At 73.5% G+C, this 20,121-nt stretch carries 18 protein-coding genes; 8 read left to right on the forward strand and 10 right to left on the reverse strand.

Going from position 1 to position 20,121, the window contains the following annotated elements; genetic code table 11:
* The first annotated feature begins 31 nt into the window (after nt 1–31).
* From AC07F0_RS20100 to AC07F0_RS20110, 3 genes are all read left to right on the forward strand, one after another.
* Nucleotides 32–697, forward strand: coding sequence for an HAD family hydrolase (locus AC07F0_RS20100; RefSeq protein WP_478980583.1), 666 nt, complete (start codon nt 32–34; stop codon nt 695–697).
* A gap of 415 nt (nt 698–1,112) precedes the next feature.
* Entirely contained in the window at nt 1,113–2,291 is a 1,179-nt protein-coding gene (locus AC07F0_RS20105; protein ID WP_478981012.1) for an FUSC family protein, read from the forward strand.
* Between the two features lie 244 nt (nt 2,292–2,535).
* Complete coding sequence (locus AC07F0_RS20110) at nt 2,536–3,564, forward strand: SDR family oxidoreductase (RefSeq protein WP_478980585.1); 1,029 nt, start codon at nt 2,536–2,538, stop codon at nt 3,562–3,564.
* Nucleotides 3,565–3,730: 166 nt separating this feature from the next.
* Here AC07F0_RS20110 and AC07F0_RS20115 read toward each other — a convergent pair whose 3' ends face one another.
* The 3 genes from AC07F0_RS20115 to AC07F0_RS20125 all read right to left on the reverse strand — a co-directional run bounded on the left by AC07F0_RS20115 (nt 3,731) and on the right by AC07F0_RS20125 (nt 8,367).
* Entirely contained in the window at nt 3,731–4,027 is a 297-nt protein-coding gene (locus AC07F0_RS20115; protein WP_478980587.1) for a hypothetical protein, read from the reverse strand.
* A gap of 152 nt (nt 4,028–4,179) precedes the next feature.
* The gene (locus AC07F0_RS20120) at nt 4,180–5,154 is read right to left on the reverse strand and encodes a phosphotransferase family protein (protein ID WP_478980589.1); all 975 of its coding nucleotides are present in this window, start codon (nt 5,152–5,154) and stop codon (nt 4,180–4,182) included.
* Nucleotides 5,155–5,184: 30 nt separating this feature from the next.
* Entirely contained in the window at nt 5,185–8,367 is a 3,183-nt protein-coding gene (locus AC07F0_RS20125; RefSeq protein ID WP_478980591.1) for a cytochrome P450, read from the reverse strand.
* A 151-nt stretch (nt 8,368–8,518) separates the two neighbouring features.
* Between AC07F0_RS20125 and AC07F0_RS20130 the strand changes: the two genes are divergently transcribed.
* Nucleotides 8,519–9,163 (forward strand): PAS domain S-box protein, encoded by a 645-nt coding sequence (locus AC07F0_RS20130; RefSeq protein WP_478980593.1) that lies wholly within the window; start codon nt 8,519–8,521, stop codon nt 9,161–9,163.
* On the opposite strand, the gene AC07F0_RS20135 is transcribed toward AC07F0_RS20130, so the two are convergent.
* Nucleotides 9,103–10,017 carry a DUF3626 domain-containing protein gene (locus AC07F0_RS20135; RefSeq protein ID WP_478980595.1) on the reverse strand — a complete coding sequence of 305 codons (915 nt, stop codon included), beginning with the start codon at nt 10,015–10,017 and terminating at the stop codon, nt 9,103–9,105. The genes AC07F0_RS20130 and AC07F0_RS20135 overlap by 61 nt on opposite strands.
* Nucleotides 10,018–10,101: 84 nt before the next feature.
* Here AC07F0_RS20135 and AC07F0_RS20140 point away from each other — a divergent pair, with 84 nt between their 5' ends.
* The 3 genes from AC07F0_RS20140 (at nt 10,102) to AC07F0_RS20150 (ending at nt 13,250) form a co-directional block, all read left to right on the forward strand.
* Nucleotides 10,102–10,596 (forward strand): FBP domain-containing protein, encoded by a 495-nt coding sequence (locus tag AC07F0_RS20140; protein WP_478980597.1) that lies wholly within the window; start codon nt 10,102–10,104, stop codon nt 10,594–10,596.
* Between the two features lie 86 nt (nt 10,597–10,682).
* A complete protein-coding gene (locus tag AC07F0_RS20145; RefSeq protein WP_478980599.1) occupies nt 10,683–11,936 on the forward strand; it encodes an FUSC family protein in 1,254 nt (417 codons plus the stop codon).
* Nucleotides 11,937–12,053: 117 nt separating this feature from the next.
* Nucleotides 12,054–13,250, forward strand: coding sequence for a lactonase family protein (locus AC07F0_RS20150; RefSeq protein ID WP_478981013.1), 1,197 nt, complete (start codon nt 12,054–12,056; stop codon nt 13,248–13,250).
* Here AC07F0_RS20150 and AC07F0_RS20155 read toward each other — a convergent pair.
* On the reverse strand, nt 13,218–13,961 hold the full coding sequence (locus AC07F0_RS20155) for a DUF2470 domain-containing protein (RefSeq protein WP_478980601.1): 744 nt from the start codon (nt 13,959–13,961) through the stop codon (nt 13,218–13,220). The two genes, AC07F0_RS20150 and AC07F0_RS20155, sit on opposite strands and share 33 nt — an antisense overlap.
* Nucleotides 13,962–14,046: 85 nt before the next feature.
* On the reverse strand, nt 14,047–14,655 hold the full coding sequence (locus tag AC07F0_RS20160) for a TetR/AcrR family transcriptional regulator (protein WP_478980603.1): 609 nt from the start codon (nt 14,653–14,655) through the stop codon (nt 14,047–14,049).
* Nucleotides 14,656–14,764: 109 nt separating this feature from the next.
* Between AC07F0_RS20160 and AC07F0_RS20165 the strand changes: the two genes are divergently transcribed.
* Entirely contained in the window at nt 14,765–16,261 is a 1,497-nt protein-coding gene (locus AC07F0_RS20165) for a cytochrome P450 (protein WP_478980605.1), read from the forward strand.
* Here the strand turns inward: AC07F0_RS20165 and AC07F0_RS20170 are convergent.
* Genes AC07F0_RS20170 through AC07F0_RS20185 form a run of 4 tightly spaced genes read right to left on the reverse strand, consistent with a single transcriptional unit; the run spans nt 16,223 to nt 20,114 of the window.
* Complete coding sequence (locus AC07F0_RS20170; protein ID WP_478980607.1) at nt 16,223–17,065, reverse strand: pentapeptide repeat-containing protein; 843 nt, start codon at nt 17,063–17,065, stop codon at nt 16,223–16,225. The two genes, AC07F0_RS20165 and AC07F0_RS20170, sit on opposite strands and share 39 nt — an antisense overlap.
* Before the next feature lie 37 nt (nt 17,066–17,102).
* Nucleotides 17,103–17,996, reverse strand: coding sequence for an RNA polymerase sigma factor SigJ (gene sigJ, locus AC07F0_RS20175; RefSeq protein ID WP_478980609.1), 894 nt, complete (start codon nt 17,994–17,996; stop codon nt 17,103–17,105).
* A gap of 29 nt (nt 17,997–18,025) precedes the next feature.
* The gene (locus AC07F0_RS20180; RefSeq protein ID WP_478980611.1) at nt 18,026–18,760 is read right to left on the reverse strand and encodes a PIG-L deacetylase family protein; all 735 of its coding nucleotides are present in this window, start codon (nt 18,758–18,760) and stop codon (nt 18,026–18,028) included.
* A 52-nt stretch (nt 18,761–18,812) separates the two neighbouring features.
* Complete coding sequence (locus AC07F0_RS20185; RefSeq protein ID WP_478980613.1) at nt 18,813–20,114, reverse strand: alpha/beta fold hydrolase; 1,302 nt, start codon at nt 20,112–20,114, stop codon at nt 18,813–18,815.
* Nucleotides 20,115–20,121: the final 7 nt, after the last annotated feature.

A 20,121-nucleotide genomic window follows, 5' to 3' on the forward strand; every position in this document is an offset into this window, starting at 1 on the left:
GAGAGCGGGCCGAGAGGAAGGGATCACACGCATGGCGAAGGCGGGACGGGCGGCCGTGTTCGACGTCGACGGCACGCTGGTCGACACCAACCACCTGCACGTCGTGACCTGGTGGGAGGCCTTCCGGCAGGCGGGCCACGACGTGCCGATGCACGCCATTCACCGGGCCGTGGGCCTGGCCTCCACCGACCTCGTCGCGCACCTGCTCGGCGAGGACCGGGACACGGACCAGGACGCGGCGATCAGCGCCGCGCACAAGGCGCTGTACGGGCAGTACTTCGACCGGCTGCCCGCGCTGCCCGAGGCGGGGGCGCTGCTGCGGCGGCTGCACCGGGACGGCTGGGCGGTGGTGCTGGCCACGTCTGCCGGCGGCGCCGAGCTGAGCGCGCTGCGGCGGGCGATCGACGCGGACGAGGCCATCACCGCCACGGCCAGCGCCGACGACGTGGACGCGGGCAAGCCCGCGCCGGAACCGGTCGAGCACGCCCTGGAGCTGGCCGGGGTGCCGGCGGAGCGGGCGGTCTTCGTCGGCGACACCGTGTGGGACATGCGGGCGGGCAGCCGCGCCGGAGTGCGCTGTGTGGGCGTCCTGTGCGGCGGCATCCCCCGCACCGACCTGGAGAAGTCCGGCGCGGACGCGGTCTACGCCGACCCCGCGCACCTTTTGTCGTCCCTGCGGGACGGTCCGCTTGCATGAGGCGGCGTGAAACCCCTCACGCGGATACCCGCAGCGCATGACGCGTGTGACGAGTGTGGTTCGACGGGCGGCTCACGCCTTCGGCCGCCGGAAGGACGAATCCGCAACGGCGAACGACACCGGCCCCTCCGGGGGGCCGACCAGGGGGGCGGGACACGACGAGGCGACAGACAGCCGGACGGCCCTGGGGACGGGACCTGATGAGGCGACGGACAACCGGACGCGCCCGGAGACACGGCCCCGGAAGGCGACGGACACGCCGACCGCCCGAGAGGCACCGTCCGGCAAGGCGACGGACACGCACACCGCCCAAGAGACACCATCCGGCAAGGCGACGGACAACCCGTCGGTCCGGGAGGACCGGGCGCGCAAGGCGGTGGACAGCCGGGTCGCCGCCGAGGCGTTGCGGGAGCGTATGGAGGAACTCGGGCAGGGAGCGCGCTCCGCGCGGCCACTGGACGCCGTGCGGCGGGAGGCGCGGCGGGCCGTGGAGGCCGTGCGGGCCGCCTGGCGTGGGCCCGGGCGGGAGCGGGACCTGGTCGTCCAGTCGTTGAAGGCCGCCGCGGCGGCGGTGATCGCCTGGCTGGTGGGCGGCGTCTGGATGGGCGACCCGCTGGCCCTGATGGCGCCGTGGGTCGCGCTGGTGCTGGTGCAGGCCACCGTCTACAGCTCCCTGGTGCAGGGCGCTCGGCAGTTCGGGGCGATCTGCGTCGGCACCGTGCTGGCCTCGGCGACACTGGCCCTCACCGGAGACACGACGGGCGCGCTCGCCCTGTCCGTCCCGGTGCTGATGCTGCTCTCGAACTGGCCCCGCTTCGGCGACCAGGGCATCTACGCCGCGACCACGGCCCTGTTCACCCTCACCTCGGGCATGGCCGGCCTGGCCGGTGTCGGGCACCGGGTGGGGCAGGCGGCACTCGGCGCGGTCATCGGCGTCGCCGTCAACGCGCTCGTGCTGCCCCCGATCCATCTGCGGGACGTCCGGGAGAACCTGGCGACCCTCGCCCGGGAATCGGGCGACGTGCTGCGCTCCGTCGCCGCGGACCTGCATGAGGGCGACTGGGACGCACAGACCGCCGCCGGCTGGCTCAACGCCTCGGCACGGCTGGAGCACCATCTGGAGGCGTTGCGCTCGGCGCGCCGCTGGAGCCAGGAGAGCCTGCGTCTGACGTACGGCCCGCTGCGCGCCCTGCACCGCGTTCCGCACAAGCCCCTGCCGCCGCCGGACGAGGACGACCGCCTCAGCCGTGTCACCGGGCACGTCACCGCCCTGACCCGGGCGCTCGCGGTGACCGTGGACGGCAACCGCACGCCCGTCCCGCCGGAGGGCGCGGCTCTTCGCTCGTACGCGGATCTGCTGGACATGATCGGGGAGGTCTGCGACGCGGAGGCCGACCGCCTGCTCGACGGCAGCGTGGGTCCCCACCCGGACGACGAGAGGGAGCAGAGGATGCGGGAGCTGCACCGGTACTTGCAGGACAGGCTGCGGGAGCACGCCGGGCTGGGTGCCGAGCACACGGCGGTCCTCGGCACGCTGCTGCTCCAGGCCGAGAACCTGTGGGCCGAGATCCTCCCGGAGCACGAGGAGCGGTGACACACATCACCGGGAACCAGGTTCACGCCCGGAACACCCAGAGGTAGTTCACCGTTGAACAATACGTGGGTGCGGAGGGGACGGTGTCCCCGGGCCGTACATCCACCCCGTGAGCCGCCCCGGCCGTGATTCCCCCGTCCGGCCGGGGCTTTCCTCTGCCCACGCGTTCGGCTGCCCTGGTGCGTTCGCCCCGACCCGGGTACTCGGTCAGCTCCGAGGACGGTCGCGCCGAGAGGAGCGGATGGTGAGCAGCGGAACAGGCATGAGGGTCGTCGTCACGGGCGCCACCGGCAACGTGGGCACCAGCGTCGTGCGCCTCCTCTCGGAGGATCCGGAGGTCACCTCCGTGCTGGGCCTGGCCCGGCGGATCCCCGACTGGTCGCCGCCGAAGACGGACTGGTCGGCGGTCGACCTGGCTTCCGAGGAGTCCGATCTGGTCGAGCAGTTCCAGGGTGCCGCCGCGGTGGTCCATCTGGCCTGGGCGTTCCAGCCGACGCACGACCCGGCGGCGACCTGGCGCACCAATGTGCTCGGCAGCATGCGGGTGTTCGAGGCGGTGGCCGAAGCGGGCGTGCCGGCACTGGTGCACGCCTCGTCGGTCGGCGCGTACTCGCCGGGCCCGAAGGACCGGGCGGTGGACGAGTCATGGCCGACGCACGGCTGGCCGGACGCCGCGTACTGCCGGGAGAAGGCCTATCTGGAGCGCGCGCTGGACACGTTCGAGCGCGACCACCCCGAGACGCGGGTGGTGCGGATGCGGCCCGCCTTCCTCTTCAAGCGGGCGTCCGCGAGCGAGCAGCGCCGGATCTTCGGCGGGCGTTTCCTGCCCGGCCCGCTGGCCCGCCCGGAGCTGCTGCCCTTCCTGCCCGACATCCCGGGGCTGCGGGTGCAGGCGCTGCACACGGACGACGCGGCCAACGCGTACCGGCTGGCCGTGCACTCCGACGCCCGGGGCGCCTTCAACCTGGCGGCCGAGCAGTCGGTCGACGCCCAGGTGCTGGGCGAGATGCTCGGTGCGCGCCCGGTGCGGCTGCCGCGCACCGCGGCCCGCTCGGCGATCGCCGCCGCCTGGGGCCTGCACCTGCTGCCCGCCTCCCCGCACCTGTTCGACGCGGTGCTGCGGCTGCCCCTGATGGACTGCACGCGTGCGCGCGCGGAGCTCGGCTGGCGGCCCGAGCGCACGGCGACGGAGGTGCTGGAGGAGTTCCTCCAGGGCCTTCAGCAGGGCGCGGGCGCACGTACGGAACCGTTGCGGGGACGCAAGGTGGGCTGACCCCAGGCCCCCACCGGCCCCCACTGAGCAGGTCCCCACCGAGGGCCCCCACTGAGCAGGTCCCCACCGAGACGACCGATGGCCGCAGCCGGCCCCCACAGTCGGCTGCGGCCATCGGCGCTCACGCCGCCGGAGCGCGCAACAGCGCTCCGGCGGAGGATCAGGATCAGGCGGAGGACTCGTCCGGCACCGGATGCTCGGGGTGGACGGTCCCCGAGCGGGGTTCTCCCTGCCGCCCCGTCCCGGCTTCGTCGGTGTCGGGGACATCGCCGGCGGGCTCGTCGGTCCCGCTCCCGGCGCCGTCCTCGGCCTCGTCCTCCTCGGCCTTGCGGTCCTCGCCGGTGCCCGTGAAGCGCGGGGCGACCTCCCAGGGGTCCTCGCCGGCGTCGGCCTGCTGGTCCGGCATGTCCCGCGGCACGGGATCACCGTTCTCGCCGGGTCCCTCGAGGCGGTGGTCGGTCACGGCGTGCTCCCTTCACTGGTCCGGGCGCCACGCGAGTACCTCCGCGGTGACCTGAGAAACCTCAGCACGGTGCCCGCTCCTGAAGCGCCGTGCGCCAGGCGGGGAGCGGACTGTCCGGTGCCGGATCGGGGCGCCGGCCGCCGCGGGCGGAGCTAACCGGGGCGCCGGGAGGTCTCCTCGATCGCGTCCAGAGCCGCGAGCAGTTCCGGAGCGACCGCCTCCTGCACCCAGCGCTCGTGTTCCTCTCCGACCGCGCGCGGAATCGTCTCGGTGAGCATGATCAGGTACAGGTACGCGCGGTACAGGGCCAGCCGGAGGCGCGCGGGTGCGTCGAAGCGGGCCCGGCCGCCGGCCTCCCGGTAGCCCGCCAGGAACGCCTCGTCCCGCTCGATGTCGCCCAGGAGCGCCAGGGAGACGAAATCGGCCAGGGGGTCGCCCCAGAACATGCGCTCCCCGTCGATGAGGCCGCCGATGCGGGCGCCGCCGGCCGAGCGGTCGACCAGGATGTTGCCCCGCCACAGGTCGAAGTGCACGAGGCACGGGACGGTGACCTCGTCGAGGGCGCCGTACGCGGACCGGGCGGTACGGGCCACCGCGTCGACGGGGCGGGGCAGCCGCGCCCCGTAGCGCCGGGCGTCGTCGAGGACGGCGTCGAACATCGTCGTGAACGCGGTCCGCCAGTCGGGGGCGAGCGGGCCGAGGGCGCCGGAGGGATAGCCGAAGCCAGGGCCCGTCACGCGGTGCAGCCGGGCCGTCTGGCGTCCCAGCTCCCTGCGCAGTGCGGTCTGTTCCGCGTCGGTGAGCGAGCCGTCCCAGGAGTCGCCCGGGCAGGCCGTCATCAGCAGGAAGTCGTCGCCCATGGACACGAGGTGCGGTGCGGCGACTCCGGCGCGGGCGGCCGAGCGGTAGAACTCGGCCTCCGAGACGAGGAGCCGGCGCTCGTGGCGGAGGCCGGGGGTGGCGGCCGCAGGCGGGATCTTCAGCACGTAGCGGGTGCCGTCGGTGAGGCGGAGTTCCTCGACCGTGTTGTACGTGCCGCCGGTCAGCGGGGCGAGGTGGGCGAGGCGGCCGGGGTCCAGGCCCGCCACCTCCAGGATGTGCCGGGCCCGTTCCCAGGAGTCCACCACCGTGCGCCCACCCCTTCCCTTCGCCCTCGGTCAGCCGGCCGCGTACACGTCCTCGACGTAACGCCCGTCCGCGACCAGCCCGTCGAGCCACTGCTCGGCGGCCGTCTCGTCGGCGCCCGGCGTGTGCTTGCGGTACAGCGTACGGAACGCCTCCCGCACGCCGGGCGCCATCCGCGAACCGTCCCCGCAGACGTACACCCGCGCCCCGGCGGCCAGCAGGGCCCAGACCTCCTCGGCCTCGGCGGCGATGCGGTGCTGCACGAACCGCACCTCGCCCTCGGGGGCCTCACTGAAGGCGGGGCGCAGCAAGACGGCTCCGGCGGTCTCGGCGGCGCGCAGTTCACCGGCGTGCAGGAAGTCGGCGTCGGGCGTGTCACAGCCGAAGTAGCAGACGGCCGGGGCGAGTTCGGCTCCTGTGGCGAGGGCGGCCGCACGGTCGGCGATGGCGCCGCGGAACGGGGCGAGGCCGGTGCCCGCCGCGATCATGACGACCGGCGCCGATCCGCCGGTGGCGCCGATGCGGAAGGCCTCCCGGCACGGCTGCACGCGCGCGTACACCGTGTCGCCGGGCTCGACGCCGGCCAGGTAGCCGGATCCGGTGCCGCGGTAGACGCCACGGCCCGAGCGAGCCGGTGCCTCCAGCAGCGACACCATCAGGTCCACGTGAGCGGGGTCCACGGCGGGCGAGGAGGAGATGGAGTAGTGGCGGGGGCGCAGCGGGGTGAGAAGGTCGAGGAGCTGCGGCCAGTCCAGGGCGCCGCGCAGGGCCGGGTGGTCCTCGAGGATCTCCACGAGGGTGCGCGGGTCGTCGGCGAGGGCGGCCAGGGCCGTGCGCTCCGGCGGGCACGGGTTGGCGGCGGCTAGCGCGGCCAGCTGACCGGCGCTCGGGCGCTCCTGCAACTCCACGTGGTGGGTGAGGAGGTGACGTACCGTCACGGGCCGGTCGATGGCGATCGAGTCGCGGCGCGGGTGGGTGGCGCGGATGTCCAGGACTGTGTCGAGGTCGGCGCCGAGCGCGGCGGCGGCGCGGGTGACGAGGTCCGGGTGGTTGGCGGGCAGCACGGTGAGGTGATCGGCCGTGCGGTAGGTGAGGCCGTCCGGGAGCGCGACGCGGAGGAACCGCTTGCGGCGTGCGTAGCCGGGCGCGGTGAGGTCGTAGGCCTCGGTGACCCGCATGGGGACCAGCTCGTGCCGCTCGGCGAGGGCGTCCAGCGGGCCGCCGGTCAGGGTGCGGACCTCGTAGGCCGCGGTGGGCTGGGGGTCCGGGGTCGTGGCGTCCGGGTCGCCGTACCGCTCCAGCAGGGCGACGCGAAGGGCCGCCGTGAACTCCCGGACCGTGCCGGTGAGGTCGCCGGAGGCGTCGGCGGCGGCGCGGTCGAGCAGCCGGGTGGCGCCGGACTCGGCGAGCCGCTCGTCGATCCGGGTGGGGACGTGCTGGTAGGTGGCGGCCCAGTTGCGGTCGCCGACACCGAGCACCGCGTACGTCACGCCGGACAGGTCGTGGGTCTCCTCCAGCCGGGCGGCGAAGGCGGTGGCGTCGTCGGTGGGGCGGCCGTTGTAGGAGGCGGCCGTGATGACGACGGGCCGGTCGGTGGGCAGGCCGCCCGCGTAGGCGTCCAGGGGCCTCACGTGGGTCTCGCAGCCGATGGCGGCGGCCTCGTCGGCGATTTGGGCCGCGAAGTCGCGGCAGGTGCCGTAGTTGCTGCCGTGCAGGAAGAGGGCGGCGGTGCCGGGACGGACGCGCGCGGGCAGGCCCTGCGGTTCGGCCGACCGGGAGTCCCGGGCCGGGACGGCGCCGGGCAGCGGCGTATGGACTCGGTCGGCGGTCGTGCGCGGGGTGAGCGTGAGGGTGAAGCCCTCGGGCTTGAGGGTGAGGGTCTCCTTGACGTGGAGCCGGTAGTCGGCGTGGTCGCTCAGCCGGTAGCGGTGGACGAGCATGGCCAGGAGCATGGTCGCCTCGTGCAGGGCGAACTGCCGCCCGATGCAGGCGCGCTCACCGGTGCCGAACGGCTTGAAGGCGTGCACCGGGCGCTCCGCCTCCGCCTCGGCCGTGAAGCGGGACGGGTCGAACAGCTCGGGGTTGTCGCCCCAGACGGGCTGCCGGTGCAGCATCGGTGTGAGCACCAGGGCGGACTGCCCGGCGCGCAGCGGGATGCGGCCACCGAGCAGTGTGTCCTCGCGGGCCTCCCGGGCGAAGACGGCGGCCGTGGGCCACAGCCGGAGCGCCTCGTTGAGGACCTGACGCGTGTAAGTCAGCCGCCCGATCTCGTCGTACGTCGGCTCGACGTCCGCCGCGTCGCCCCACAGCTCGTCGACCTCGCGCTGCACCAGCTGGAGCGCGGTCGGGTGCTTGGCAAGGTAGTACAGCGCGAAGGACATGGCGCCGGAGGTGGTCTCGTGGCCGGCGATGAGGAAGGTGATGACCTGGTTGCGGATGTTGGCGGCGTCGAGCGTGCTGCCGTCGGCGGGGTGTTCGGCGGTGAGCATGAGGCCGAGCAGGTCGTCGGCCTGACTCTGGTCGGTGCCGGTGCGGGCGGCGATGACGTCGTCGACGACCCGGGCGAGATAGGCGGAGTCGTCGCGGAAGGCCGCGTCCTGCGCCGAGTGGTCCTGGCCCGGGACGCGGGCGAGGCGGGTCATGCTCCACTCCAGGCAGCGGACCATCGACTCGACGAAGGGGTGCGGCTCGGAGCGCTCGAAGGAGCCGAAGTCGTAGCCGAACCCGGCCAGTCCGATGGTGTCGAGCGTCATACGGGTCATGTCGCCGGGCACGTCGACGGGGTGTCCGGCACGGGCGTCGCGGTCCCAGGAGTCGATGAGCCTGCGGGCCACCTTCAGCATCACGGGGTGGTAGGTCCGCATGGAGCCGAGCGCGAAGGCGGGCATGAGGATGTCGTGCGCCTTGGCCCAGTTGGGCTCGTCGTTGTACGCGGTGAACAGGCCGTCGGCGGCGAACTCGCGAACGTTCTCCAGGCCGGGCCCGATGTGCTTGGCGAACCGCTGCTCGTCCGCGAGTTCGGCCACGAGGTCCAGATCGCCCACGAACAGGGTGTCGCGTCCGTACAGCCGCCGCACGAACACGGGCCCGTGCCGGCGCATCAGATCCATGGCCTGCTGGACGGGTGCGGCGCCCGGGCCGGTGCCGGAGATGTCGGCGACGGGGACGCCGGGGAGGCCGTCTGCGGGCCGGGGGGTCTGTGCGGTGGGGCGCATGACGGGGCAACTGCCTTTCGCGGTACGGACGTACTGCGTTCCAGCGTGATCCACGGGGCCCGGCGGGCCGTGCCGCGCGCCTACATGATTGTGTAGTACAAGCAGATGCGTCGCTCTTGCGCGGGGCGACCCGGCATGGCAGGAGAAGCTCGTGGACCAGGCCCGGCAGGAGGCCGTGACATGGCGCAACCGCGCCCTGCTCCTCTTCGACCGGGTCGCGATGCCGGTCGCGGTGTGCGATGTGTACGGCGCGGTGCTGCTGGCCAATCCGGCGATGGCCGCGGAGTGCGGTACGACGCCGGGGCGGCTGCGCGGCCGTGACGTTCTGGACCTGTTCAGCCCGCGGGAGGCCACGCAGGTGGAGCGCATCGCCCAGGCCCTGCGCCTGCGGCACCGCTCGCGCTACCAGGTGTCGGTGCGCTGGCGGGCAGCCGGCGGCGCGGAGCGGTACGGGGAGCTGACGGCGGACCCGGTGAGCGACACGGTGGAGGACACACCGGCGCTGCTGGTGATGCTGCGCGTGGAGGGCGAGCGCACCCCCTCCCCCGCCCCGCCCGCCGAACAGGCCCGGGTCACCCCCATGGAGGCCCGCATCCTGGCCCTGCTGGCCGCCGGCGCCACCACGGCCCGGGCGGCCCGCGAGACCGGCCTCACCACCGACGGCGTCACCTACCACCTGCGCCGTCTGTCCGCCCGCTGGCACGCCGCCAACCGCACCGAACTGGTGGCCCGCGCCTATGCGCTGGGGGTGCTCACCCCAGGGGTCTGGCCACCGCTGGCCCCGGCCGCGGAGTAGGCGGTGCCCGCTCCCTCCGGCGCGCCGAAGCGGGCGAGGGTGTGCCACACCTTCTTCAGGTCCTGCAGGTCGTACCGCCCCGTCCGGGCGGCGTCGCCGATGGCCCGCGGGTCGACCAGGCCGTCCCGGGCGATCCGCGCGCCGAGTTCGGCGTACTCCCGGCCGCGGTAGTCGGCGTGGCGGAGCAGTGCGGCCACCGTGATCCGGTAGCCGAGGTGCCACTCGACGGGGCAGGGCAGACGCCGGGCCGCGGCCTCGACCGGTGTGCCGCGGTAGCAGGCGTCCAGCACCAGTGCCTCCACGTCCCGGGCGAGATCGACGCCGCCGTGCACATGCGCCTCGATGTAGTCGTCGAGGGCGTCCCGCTCGTCCGCCTCGGCCAGCGCGATGAGCGACATGCCGGCCGCCACGCCGAAGTCGGCCGGCTCCGCGGCGCTGTCGGGGTAGCAGAACGTGGCACGGTTCAGGACGCCGGGGCGCAGCCGGAAGTGCGAGGAGCCGAAGCGCGGCGCCGCGCCGACCACTTGCCGGCGGAAGTTCAGGGCGCCGTACACGGGCCGCTCCTGGGCGGCCGCCTCGTCGTACGCCCCGCCGAAGATCCGGCTCTCCCAGCGCCACCGGTCGCCGCCGGGCCGCGCCGTGAGGCCGCCGTTGCTGGTGCCGGTGACGAACTGCGAGTGGTAGGCGCCGTCCCGGGCGAGCGCCACGAGGACGGGCACCTCGCCCGCCGACCGGTCCGGATGGAAGTTCAGCGTGATCCGCGTCTGCGGATCGACGGCGGGTCCTGACGAGCCGCCCGCCACATGGCGCAGCGCCGCCCGGGCCCGATCCGAGGCGACCTCACGAAAATCCACTGGCTCCCCCTTCGCCGATGCTTCTAACCTGAACCCGAAACCTAGGGCCCCTAGGTTTCCGCGACCACGACCAGGAGCCCTCCCATGAGATCACTCACCGAACACGACATCCGCAACTCGTTTGTCAACTGCTCCAAGGGAGAGGCCAGACGTCTGACCGTCCCACGGGACCTCGCCGAGCGGCCCTGGGACGATCTCGACTTCCTCGGGTGGCGGGATCCGGGAGCGCCCGACCGGAGTTATCTGGTCGCCGAGCGCGAGGGACGGCTCATCGGGCTGGCGATGCGGTTCCAGTCCGCACAGCGGGGCTTTCTGCAGCGCAGCATGTGTTCGCTGTGCCTGACGACGCACCCCCGGGGCGGTGTGTCGCTGATGACCGCGCGCAAGGCGGGAGCGGCCGGACGCGAGGGCAACTCCGTCGGGGCGTACATGTGCACCGACCTGGCCTGCTCGCTGTACCTGCGCGGGAAGAAGCTGCCGGAGAACGGGACCCGTTTCGAGGAGAGCCTCACCCTGCAGGAGCAGATCGAGCGGACCCGGGGCCACCTGGCCGCCTTCCTCGACAAGGTGTACGCCTGAGGCCCTCGGTCGCCCGTGGTTTCCCCCCGCGTTAACGTCCTTCATGAACGCGTTCGATGCGCCAGGGGAAGGGGAACAGCCTCAGGATGCGAGAGGTACGTGAGTGGACGGCGCACGCCAGGCGGATCCTGCACAAGCGCCGGGACCCGGTGGTCGTCCAGACGGTGCGGTCCGCGACCGCGGCGACGATCGCGTACGTCATCGCGCTGCGGCTGAGCCCCGAGGCGGCACCGCTCACCGCTCCCCTGACGGCGCTGCTGGTCGTCCAGGTGACCCTGTACGCCACGCTCACCAACGGCTTCCGGCGGGTGAACGCCGTGGTGACCGGTGTCCTCGTCGCCATCGCGTTCAGCCTTCTGGTGGGCCTGACCTGGTGGAGCCTGGCGCTGCTCCTCGTGGCCTCACTGGCCGTGGGACGGCTGGTCCGGGTGGAGGAGTACGTACCCGAGGTCGCGATCAGCGCGATGCTGGTGCTCGGGGTCACCACCGTCGGGGACACCGCCTGGGCCCGGGTGGTGGAGACGCTGATCGGCGCGGTCGTCGGGCTCGGCTGCAATCTGCTGCTGGCACCGCCGGTGTGGGTGGAGGAGGCGGGCGAGTCGATCGAGGGTCTGGCGCGCCGGCTGCGGCAGCTGATGCTGCGCATGGGCGAGGAGGCCGCCGGCGGTACGCCCCCGGACCAGGCGGCGGAGCGGCTGCACGAGGCGCGGCGCCTGGACCACGACATCGTCGAGGTGGACGCGGCGCTCCGGCAGGCGGAGGACAGCCTGCGGCTCAACCCGCGCGTGCGGGAGGGCCTGCTGCACCGGGTGGTGCTGCGCACCGGCCTGGACACGCTGGAGATCTGCACGGTCGTCCTGCGCGTGCTCGCCCGCTCCTTCACCGACCTCGCGAAGGAGCGCGAGCCGGAGCCGCTGTTCGAGGCCGAGACGGGCGCCGCGCTGCAGCAGCTGCTGTCCGAGATCGCCGACGCCGTGGTGAGCTTCGCGGTGTTGGTGACCACTCACCTCAGTGCGAGCGCCGAGTCGGCGGAGGAGCGTCTCACCGCGGAACTGCGCACCGCGGCGGGCACCCGCGACAAGCTGGCCCTGCTGCTGCGCGACGAGGCCGAGCGTGAGACGCGGCACTGGCAGTTGCTCGGCGCCGTCCTGACGGAGGTCAACCGGATCCTCGACGAGCTCGACACCGAGCACCGCACCCGGCGCCTGTTCGAGGAACTGGACCGGGTGTCGCGGGAGCAGCGCGTGCGGCTGCCGCGCCTGACGCGGCTGCGGGAGCGCCTCGGCGTACAGGAGCAGATGTGGCGGAACCGTACGGGGGTCGGCGGGCGTTATCACTGAGCGGCCAACTGAAGCAGTTGCATCCTGCGCAACGCCCGGTGCCGTTGTTGCACGTGGTGGGTGATCCACGCCAAGGTGGCTGTCGCGGCGGGGACGAGGGACGACCTGAGGGGCGACATGGGCAGTGGTGGCTGGAGCAGGCGCCGGTTCGTCGGCGCACTGGCGGGCGGAGCCGCCGCGGCGGCACTGCCCTCCTGTGACGACGCGCCCGCGCCGGCGCCCGCGACGAGTCCGACGACCCCCGGGGCGAGCGTGAGCCCGTCCCGCGAGGCCCGGCGCCCGTCCGGCCCGCGCCCCCTCTACCTCGGCACGTACACCTCCGTCGAGGGCGGCGGCAAGGGCATCGGCCTGGCCACGTACGACGCGGCGACGGGCCGGATCAGCGGCACCGGCACGGTCACCGGGGTCGGCAACCCGTCGTACCTCGCGATCCACCCGGACCGCCACACGCTGTACGCGGTGAACGAGCGCGACGACGGCGCCGTGACCGCCGTCCGGCTGTCCGACCGGAAGATCCTGGGCAGCCGCGGCACCGGCGGCGCCGGCCCCTGCCATCTGTCCGTCCATCCGGGCGGGCGCTGGCTGTTCAGCGCGAACTACGGCTCCGGCAGTGTGGCCGTGCACCCGATCGGCGCCTCGGGCGCCCTCGGCGAGCGGACCGGCCTCGTCCGGCACTCCGGTCCGGCACCGGGACCGGGCCAGGACGGTCCCCACGCCCACCAGATCTTCACCAGCCCCGACGGCGGGCATGTCCTCGCCGTGGACCTGGGCACGGACACCGTCTACACGTACCGGCTCGACGACAAGGCCGGCACGCTCACGGAGGTCGCGCAGGCGCGGACCCGGCCCGGTGCGGGCCCGCGTCATCTGACGTTCCACCCCGCGGGCCGGTACGCCTACCTGGCGAACGAGGTCGACAACACGGTGGCGGTCTGCGCGTACGACCCCGCCTCCGGCCGCGTCACGGTCGGTGAGCCGCAGTCCACGGGCACCGGTCCGGGCACCAACTACCCGGCGCAGTTCCAGGTGACCCCGAACGGCCGTTTCGCCTTTCTCGCCAACCGCGGCGACAACAGCCTCACGCGTTACGCCGTCGAGTCGGACGGCGCCCGGCTCAAGCTGCTGGACACCGTGCCGGTGGGCGGGGACTTCCCGCGCCAGATCGCCCTCTCGCCGGAGGGGACGCTGCTGTTCGCGGCGAACCAGAAGTCCGGCTCGGTGACCGTCTTCCGTGTCGACGGTGAAAGCGGCGCGCTGCGGCGCGCCGGTGAACCGTTTCCGTCACCGGTCGCCGTCTGTGCGCTGCCGCTGTAGGGCCCGAGGGCAGGCCGCGGCGGCCGCCTGGCCGAGCAGGACGTGCATGCGCTCGGTGAGCTGCGCGACGTCGTCGGCGGGTGCGTGGAAGGCGAGCCGTACGTCACCGTGGGCACGGGCGCGTTCGATGCGCAGGGTCAGTCCGTGCCGGTCGACGGCGAGCGGCTGGACGCGGACCGCGCCGTGCAGGCTGTCGGCGTCGACGAGCCGGGTGAGCCGCTCGACCGCGTCCGCGTGGCAGTCGGCGAGGTGCGTCAGCAGCCGGGCCTCGGCCGTGGTGAGCGGGTCGGGCGTGGCGGCGGCGAAGTCGTCGAGGTCCACGACCACCGCCCCGGACGGCTGCCGCAGCACCACGCGCGTGGCCCGGAAGGCCAGCCGGCTCTCCCCCTCCACGGTGAACCAGCCCGCGAGCCACAACCGGGCGCGGATCCGGCTGCGCACGGGGACGGGCGCCACGTCGGCGAACTCCAGTACCGCGGACGGCTCGCCGCGGGGCGCGCAGATCGCGGCCCCGAGCAGGGCGCTGTCCCCGGGCACGTCCACCAGCACCCGGCCGTCCTCGGTCACCGTGTGCGCGCCGACCAGCTCCTCCCGCGTGCCCTCCGCGGTCACCGAGCAGGACCACGCTGCGGCGAGCACCGAGCGCGCCCGCTCCGCGGCGGCAGGGGCCGCCGTCCAGCTGTGGCTGTCGTCGTGGCTGTCGTCACCCATCCCAGACCTCCTTAGGTAAGCCTTGCCTAACCTACCGAAGATCTGAGTGTGAGCCAACCACGTCACGTGATCTTTACGAGGTCTGTCAGGGAGTGAGGACACCCAGCAGGGCGCGGGCGCACAGCTCACGCACCTGATCCCGGCTCAACTCCGTGCCGCGCAGCCACTCCAGACAGACGGACGTCGTGAACGCCAGCCAGCCGCGCACCGCGAGCCGCACCTCCGGCCGCTCCTGGAAGGCCGGGCCGAACTCGGGATCCGCGGCGAGCGCCGCGAGGATCTGCCGCTCCTGTGCGGCCAGGGCCCGCTGGTAGACGCGGCGTACCGCCTGGTCCCCGGCCGCGTCGGCGCGGTGGAAGGCGCGGTAGCCGTGGGCGTGGGCCCGGACGTACTCCAGGAACGTGTCGAGGCCGCCCGCGAGTTGCTCGCGCACCGGGACCCCGGGCACCGCCGCCGTCATGCGCAGCATCCGCTCACTCTCGCGCTCGACGACCGCTGCGAAGAAGTCCCGCTTGGTCCGGAAGTAGTGGTACAGCAGCCCGCGCGACACCCCGGCGATCTCGGCGACCTGCTCGATCCACACGTCGTCGTACGGACTCTCCGAGAACAGCCGCGCCCCGACCGACAGAAGCTGCTCCCGGCGCTCCTCGGTGCTGAGCCGGCGGCGCGTGCGCCCGCTCTGGTTCGCGGCCATGCCCGCACTTTACTTGACGCCGGTTCAACAACCGGACCACACTGAAACCCGCTATTGAACCCACGTACAACACGTGCCAACCCACCGCTGGATCAAGGGAGATAGCGTCATGACGGAGGCGCCGACACGGGACGGGCTGCCCAGGGGGTTCCGGAGTGCCGAGCTGGGCTGGCCGGAGCTGGACCGCATTCCGCATCCCCCGCACCGGATCCCGCTGCTCGGCGACGTGGTGGGCGTGAACCGGCGCACTCCCCTGCAGGACACGCTGCGGTACGCCCGCGACCTGGGTCCGGTCTTCCGCCGGAAGGCCTTCGGCAAGGAGTTCGTGTTCGTGTGGGGTGCCCGATACGCGGCCGACCTCGCGGACGAGTCGCGGTTCGCCAAGCACGTGGGGCTCGGCATAGCGAATCTGCGGCCGGTTGCCGGGGACGGCCTGTTCACGGCGTACAACCACGAGTCCAACTGGCAGCTGGCACACGACGTGCTCGCTCCGGGGTTCAGCCGCGAGGCCATGGCCGGCTACCACCCGATGATGCTGGCCGTCGCACGGCAGCTGACGGAACACTGGGACCGCGCGGTGGCCACGGGCCGGGCGGTGGACGTGCCCGGCGACATGACCAAGCTGACCCTGGAGACGATCGCGCGCACCGGCTTCGGCCGCGACTTCGGGTCATTCGAACGCGCCCGGCCGCATCCCTTCGTCACCGCGATGGTCGGCACGCTGACGTACGCGCAGCGGCTCAACACGGTGCCCTTCCCGCTGGCCCCGCTGCTGCTGCGGAGCGCGAGCCGCCGCAACGCGGCCGACATCGCCTGTCTCAACCGCACGGTCGACGAGCTGATCCGGGACCGGCGCGCCACCGGCAGCGGGGACGGGGACCTGCTCGACCGGATGCTGGAGACGGCTCACCCCGAGACCGGGGAGCGGCTGGAGCTCCGGAACGTCCGCCGCCAGGTCATCACCTTCCTCGTCGCCGGCCACGAGACGACGTCCGGGGCGCTGTCCTTCGCGCTGCACTACCTCTCCCGCCACCCCGAGGTCGCGGCCCGGGCCCGCGCCGAGGTGGACCGCGTCTGGGGCGACGCGGCGGAACCGGCCTACGACCAGGTGGCAAGGCTGCGCTACGTCCGCCGGGTGCTGGACGAGTCGCTGCGGCTGTGGCCCACCGCACCCGCCTTCGCCCGGGAGGCACGGGAGGACACCGTGCTGGCCGGGGAGCATCCCATGCGGCGCGGGGCGTGGGCGCTGGTGCTGACGCCGATGCTGCACCGGGACCGGGAGGTGTGGGGTGCGGACGCCGAGCGGTTCGACCCCGACCGCTTCCAGGCGCAGGCGGTACGGTCCCGGGCCCCGCACACCTTCAAACCGTTCGGGACCGGGGCGCGAGCTTGCATCGGGCGCCAGTTCGCCCTGCACGAGGCGACGCTGGTGCTCGGCCTGCTGCTGCGTCGCTACGAGCTGCGGCCCGACCCGGCGTACCGGCTGCGCGTGACCGAGCGGTTGACGCTGATGCCGGAGGGGCTGCGGCTGCACCCGGAGCGCCGGACACCGGTGCGGGAGCCGGCCTCAGCCCTGCGCTGTCCAGTGCCCGGGGCGGGTGACTGACGCGGGCAACCGGGTCCCGGCACTGCCCCGGGCCGCGTTCAGCTGCGGCTGGGTGAGGAAGAACGCCCCGGTCAGGTCGGCGTCCGTGAGGTCCGCGTCGCGCAGGTCGGCACCGATCAGGTCCGCGCCCCGCAGGTCCGCACCTGTGAGGTCGGCGGCGATGAGGTAGGCGCCGCGCAGGTCGGCACCGCGCAGGTCGGCGCCCTTGAGGCGGGCGCCCATCAGGTCCGCGCCCCGGCGGTTCTTCTTACGCCCCTTGATGCCGGCCCTGGCCAGCTCGCTCGTCCTCAGCAGCAGGACGTTGACCTCCTGGCGGTGCGCCGCCACGTCCAGCCCGGCGAGTTCCTCGGGCGTAAGCCCGGTCAGCTCCTCGGTCTTCTCCAGAACCTTGCGCAGATCGGCGTGGACCGGCCGGGCCGCGGGCAGGGAGAGCGCCTCGGTCAGGTACCACAGAAGCTCGTGCAACTGGCGCACGACCGGGAAGACGTCGAACATGCGGCGGGCGTGCTCCGGCGGCCCGGACCGCCAGTCCTGGCCGCCGAAGGTGATCTGCGAGACCTGCTGTCCGGCGCCGAAGCAGTCGTAGACCGTGCAGCCGGTGAACCCTTTCTGCCGCAGCCTGGCGTGGATGCCGCAGCGATGGTCGCTCTGAAGATTGCGGCAGGGGGTGCCGGCGTCCTTGTCGACGGCGAAGCCGGCCGAGGCCGCGAACGGCAGGGCGACGCAGCACAGCCCGAAGCACCGCTCGCAGTCGCCGCGCAGTTCCGCCCGCGCGGCCTTGTGATCTCGCATGACGTTCAGCATACGAAATGACAACTCGCCGGGCTGACCGCCGCCTGGGTCAGCCCGCCAGGCCGGATGCCTCCAGGCGCTCCAGCCGCTCGGGGTCGGCCAGGATGTACATGCCGGTGATCCGGCCGTCGGCGATCGTGACCCCCATGACCGACTGCGCGTGTCCCCCGGGCGCGTTGACGACCCCGACCGAGCCGTTGACCAGCACCAGCTCCGCCGACTGCGCGAACCGGGCGAACATGAGCGCCTGCTCCGCCACCGCCTTCGCCCCCTGGAGAGCCTTGGACACGGCCGCGCCGCGCACCAGGACACCCGAGTCGGCCCGCAGCACCACGTCCGGGTGCAGGAGCGCGAGCAGCGCCTCGAAGTCCCCGCCGCGCGAGGCGGCCAGGAAGGCGTCGAGGACCTCCTTCTGCCGGCCGAGGTCCGGCTCGGCCGCGGGGGTGGCGCCGCGCACCCGGCGCCGGGCGCGGCTCGCCAGCTGCCGGGTCGCGGCCGGGCTGCGCTCCACGATCGGCGCGATGTCGTCGAACGGCACGGCGAACATGTCGTGCAGCACGAAGGCGAGCCGCTCGGCGGGCTCCAGGTTCTCCAGGACCACCAGCAGGGCCAGGCCCACCTCGTCGGCGTGCAGCACCTCCTGCTCAGGGTCGATGTGGGACAAGGGCCTGAGCACCGGGTCCGGGACGAAGGTGTCGTCCATGGGCTCCTCGCGGCGCCCGGCGCGCGAGCGCAGGAGGTCCAGGCACACCCGGCCGGTCACCGTGGTGAGCCAGCCGCCGAGGTTGTGGATGTCGTCCGCGTCGGTGCGGCCGAGCTTCAGCCAGGCCTCCTGGACGGCGTCCTCCGCCTCGGCGAGCGATCCGAGCATGCGGTAGGCGACGGCCTTCAGCCGCCCCCGGTGCTCCTCGAACCGGTCGGCCAGCTCCTTGCTGTCTGTCATGGTCTCCCCCGTCTCCCCCGTCTTCCGCGTCATCTGCCGAACAGTTCGAACGCCACCGCAGGCTTGCCCCCGAACCGCTCCCCGGTGGCCTCGGCGTGCTGGGTGAGGAAGCCGCGGACGTAGGTCTCCGGGTCCTCGTCGGTCAGGGCCTCGATGTAGGTGCGGTGTTCCAGCAGTGAGCGCACCGCGCGTTCCATGCCGGACGTCGCGTCGACCGCGTGCGTGGGGGTGCTGGAACCGGCGACGGCGACCCAGCGCACGCCGTCCCAGGGCTGCAGGCCCTGCTCGGTGAGCTCCGGGAAGATCCACCGGTTGCCGGCGTCGCCGGCCGCGTCGAGCGTGGCCCGGCCGACCGCCACGTGGTCCGGGGTGTTCCAGGCGACGCCGCCCCAGGTGTCCCGGTGGTTGAGCGTGATGACCAGCTCGGGCCGGTGACGGCGGATCGCGGCGGCGATGTCGCGGCGCAGGGCGGTGCCGTACTCGATGACACCGTCCCTGTGGTCGAGGAACTCCACGGCCGACACGCCGACCACCGCCGCGCTGGCCCGCTGTTCCCGCTCCCGCAGCGGACCGCAGCGCTCGGGGTCCAGTGTGTCGATGCCCGCCTCGCCCCGGGTCGCCAGCACATAGGCGACCTCGCGGCCCTCGTCGGTCCAGGCCGCGATCGCCGCCGAGCAGCCGTACTCCAGGTCGTCGGGGTGGGCCACGACCGCGAGGGCACGCCGCCAGTCGCCGGGCATGGGCTGGAGTTGAGTGGTCGTCATGTCGGCAGACTAATCCGCGCCACCGGCATCGCCACGTGTTTCCGGCACGGCATCACGCCTCGTTCCGCACCAGCGCCAGCAGCCGGTCCAGGACCCGCTGGCCGCCGGTCCGTACGCCGTCGTGCTCGAACTCGTCCGTGACCCAGGTGCGCAGGCCCCGGATGGCGCGGGCGGTGCGCAGGGAGTGGGCCGTGTCGACGTACATGTCGTCGTGGTAGACGGCGGCGACGACCGGTACGTCGTTCGCGGCGAGGCGGGCCGGGTCGTACAGGGGGGTCCAGTCGGTGCGGGCGGCGAGCAGGTCGGCGGTCTCGCGCAGGGGGCGCAGCGCCGGGTCGCAGTCGAACATCCAGGGGTGGATCGACTCGCCGGTGAACAGCAGCGGTTCGTCTCCCGCGAGGGCCTTCGCGGCGTCGAACCGCGGGAACTCGGCGCGGACCCGCTCGGCCGACCAGGCGGTGGGCCGGGCGTCCTGGCCGTAGATCGACTCGTGGATCAGGGCGTACAGCGGGTGGCGGGCGTAGGACAGCATGCCCTGCGCCTGCTCCTGGAACGCGTCGGAGAGCGCGAGGCCCTGCGGGGTGCGGACGAAGGCGTTCTCGAGGAGGTAGTGCAGGCGGTGGGTGCCGTCGCCGGTGCCGAGGACGATGCCGAGGGACTGGAAGGCCTCGACGGTGAGCCGGTAGCCGTTCGGCAGGACCACGTCGTGCGTCAGGAGGTGGTCGGCGATCCGGCGGGCGCGTTCGGCGTCCTGCGGGTAGCGCGCGTAGTGCGCGGTGACCTTGCGTTCGACGCGCGGGAAGGCGGCCCGGTAGACGTCGTCGGCGTGGGTGTCCAGGGAGGGCAGTCCGCCCGTGATCACGGCGGTGGCCAGGCCCTCGGGCGCGAGGCACAGGTAGGTGGTCAGGCAGAAGCCGCCGAAGCTCTGGCCGAGGACGGTCCAGGGGGCGCCGCCGGTGACCTGCGCGCGGATGGCCTCGCAGTCGCGGACGATCGAGTCGGCCCGGAAGTGTGTGAGGTACTCGGCCTGCTCGGCGGGGCCGCCGCGCAGCGGGAGCGTCTGCCGGTTGGCGGGCGTGCTGTGGCCGGTGCCGCGCTGGTCGAGGAGGAGCACGCGGTACTCCTTCAGCGCGCGGCCGAGCCAGCCGGGCCTGCCGACGGAGCGGTCCGCGCCGAAGCCGGGCCCGCCCTGGAGGTAGAGCAGCCACGGCAGGTCCTGCTGCGCCTTGTCGGTCGCGACGACCTCGCGGGCGTACAGCTCGATCGTCTCGCCCTCGGGGCGGCCGTGGTCGAGGGGGACGGAGAAGCGGCGGTCGGTGAGGACGACTCCGGGCTGGCGGTAGCTGAGGGTCAACAGGGCT

The sequence above is a fragment of the Streptomyces sp. NPDC045955 genome (assembly GCF_056430805.1).

What these genes read in the sequence shown, in the direction of transcription:
- AC07F0_RS20100 (WP_478980583.1), top strand. Translation starts at nt 32, where the DNA reads ATGGCGAAGGCGGGACGGGCGGCCGTGTTCGACGTCGACGGCACGCTG.
- AC07F0_RS20105 (WP_478981012.1), top strand. Translation starts at nt 1,113, where the DNA reads ATGGAGGAACTCGGGCAGGGAGCGCGCTCCGCGCGGCCACTGGACGCC.
- AC07F0_RS20125 (WP_478980591.1), bottom strand. Translation starts at nt 8,367, where the DNA reads ATGCGCCCCACCGCACAGACCCCCCGGCCCGCAGACGGCCTCCCCGGC.
- AC07F0_RS20140 (WP_478980597.1), top strand. Translation starts at nt 10,102, where the DNA reads ATGAGATCACTCACCGAACACGACATCCGCAACTCGTTTGTCAACTGC.
- AC07F0_RS20145 (WP_478980599.1), top strand. Translation starts at nt 10,683, where the DNA reads ATGCGAGAGGTACGTGAGTGGACGGCGCACGCCAGGCGGATCCTGCAC.
- AC07F0_RS20150 (WP_478981013.1), top strand. Translation starts at nt 12,054, where the DNA reads ATGGGCAGTGGTGGCTGGAGCAGGCGCCGGTTCGTCGGCGCACTGGCG.
- AC07F0_RS20155 (WP_478980601.1), bottom strand. Translation starts at nt 13,961, where the DNA reads ATGGGTGACGACAGCCACGACGACAGCCACAGCTGGACGGCGGCCCCT.
- AC07F0_RS20160 (WP_478980603.1), bottom strand. Translation starts at nt 14,655, where the DNA reads ATGGCCGCGAACCAGAGCGGGCGCACGCGCCGCCGGCTCAGCACCGAG.
- AC07F0_RS20165 (WP_478980605.1), top strand. Translation starts at nt 14,765, where the DNA reads ATGACGGAGGCGCCGACACGGGACGGGCTGCCCAGGGGGTTCCGGAGT.
- AC07F0_RS20170 (WP_478980607.1), bottom strand. Translation starts at nt 17,065, where the DNA reads ATGCTGAACGTCATGCGAGATCACAAGGCCGCGCGGGCGGAACTGCGC.
- sigJ (WP_478980609.1), bottom strand. Translation starts at nt 17,996, where the DNA reads ATGACAGACAGCAAGGAGCTGGCCGACCGGTTCGAGGAGCACCGGGGG.
- AC07F0_RS20180 (WP_478980611.1), bottom strand. Translation starts at nt 18,760, where the DNA reads ATGACGACCACTCAACTCCAGCCCATGCCCGGCGACTGGCGGCGTGCC.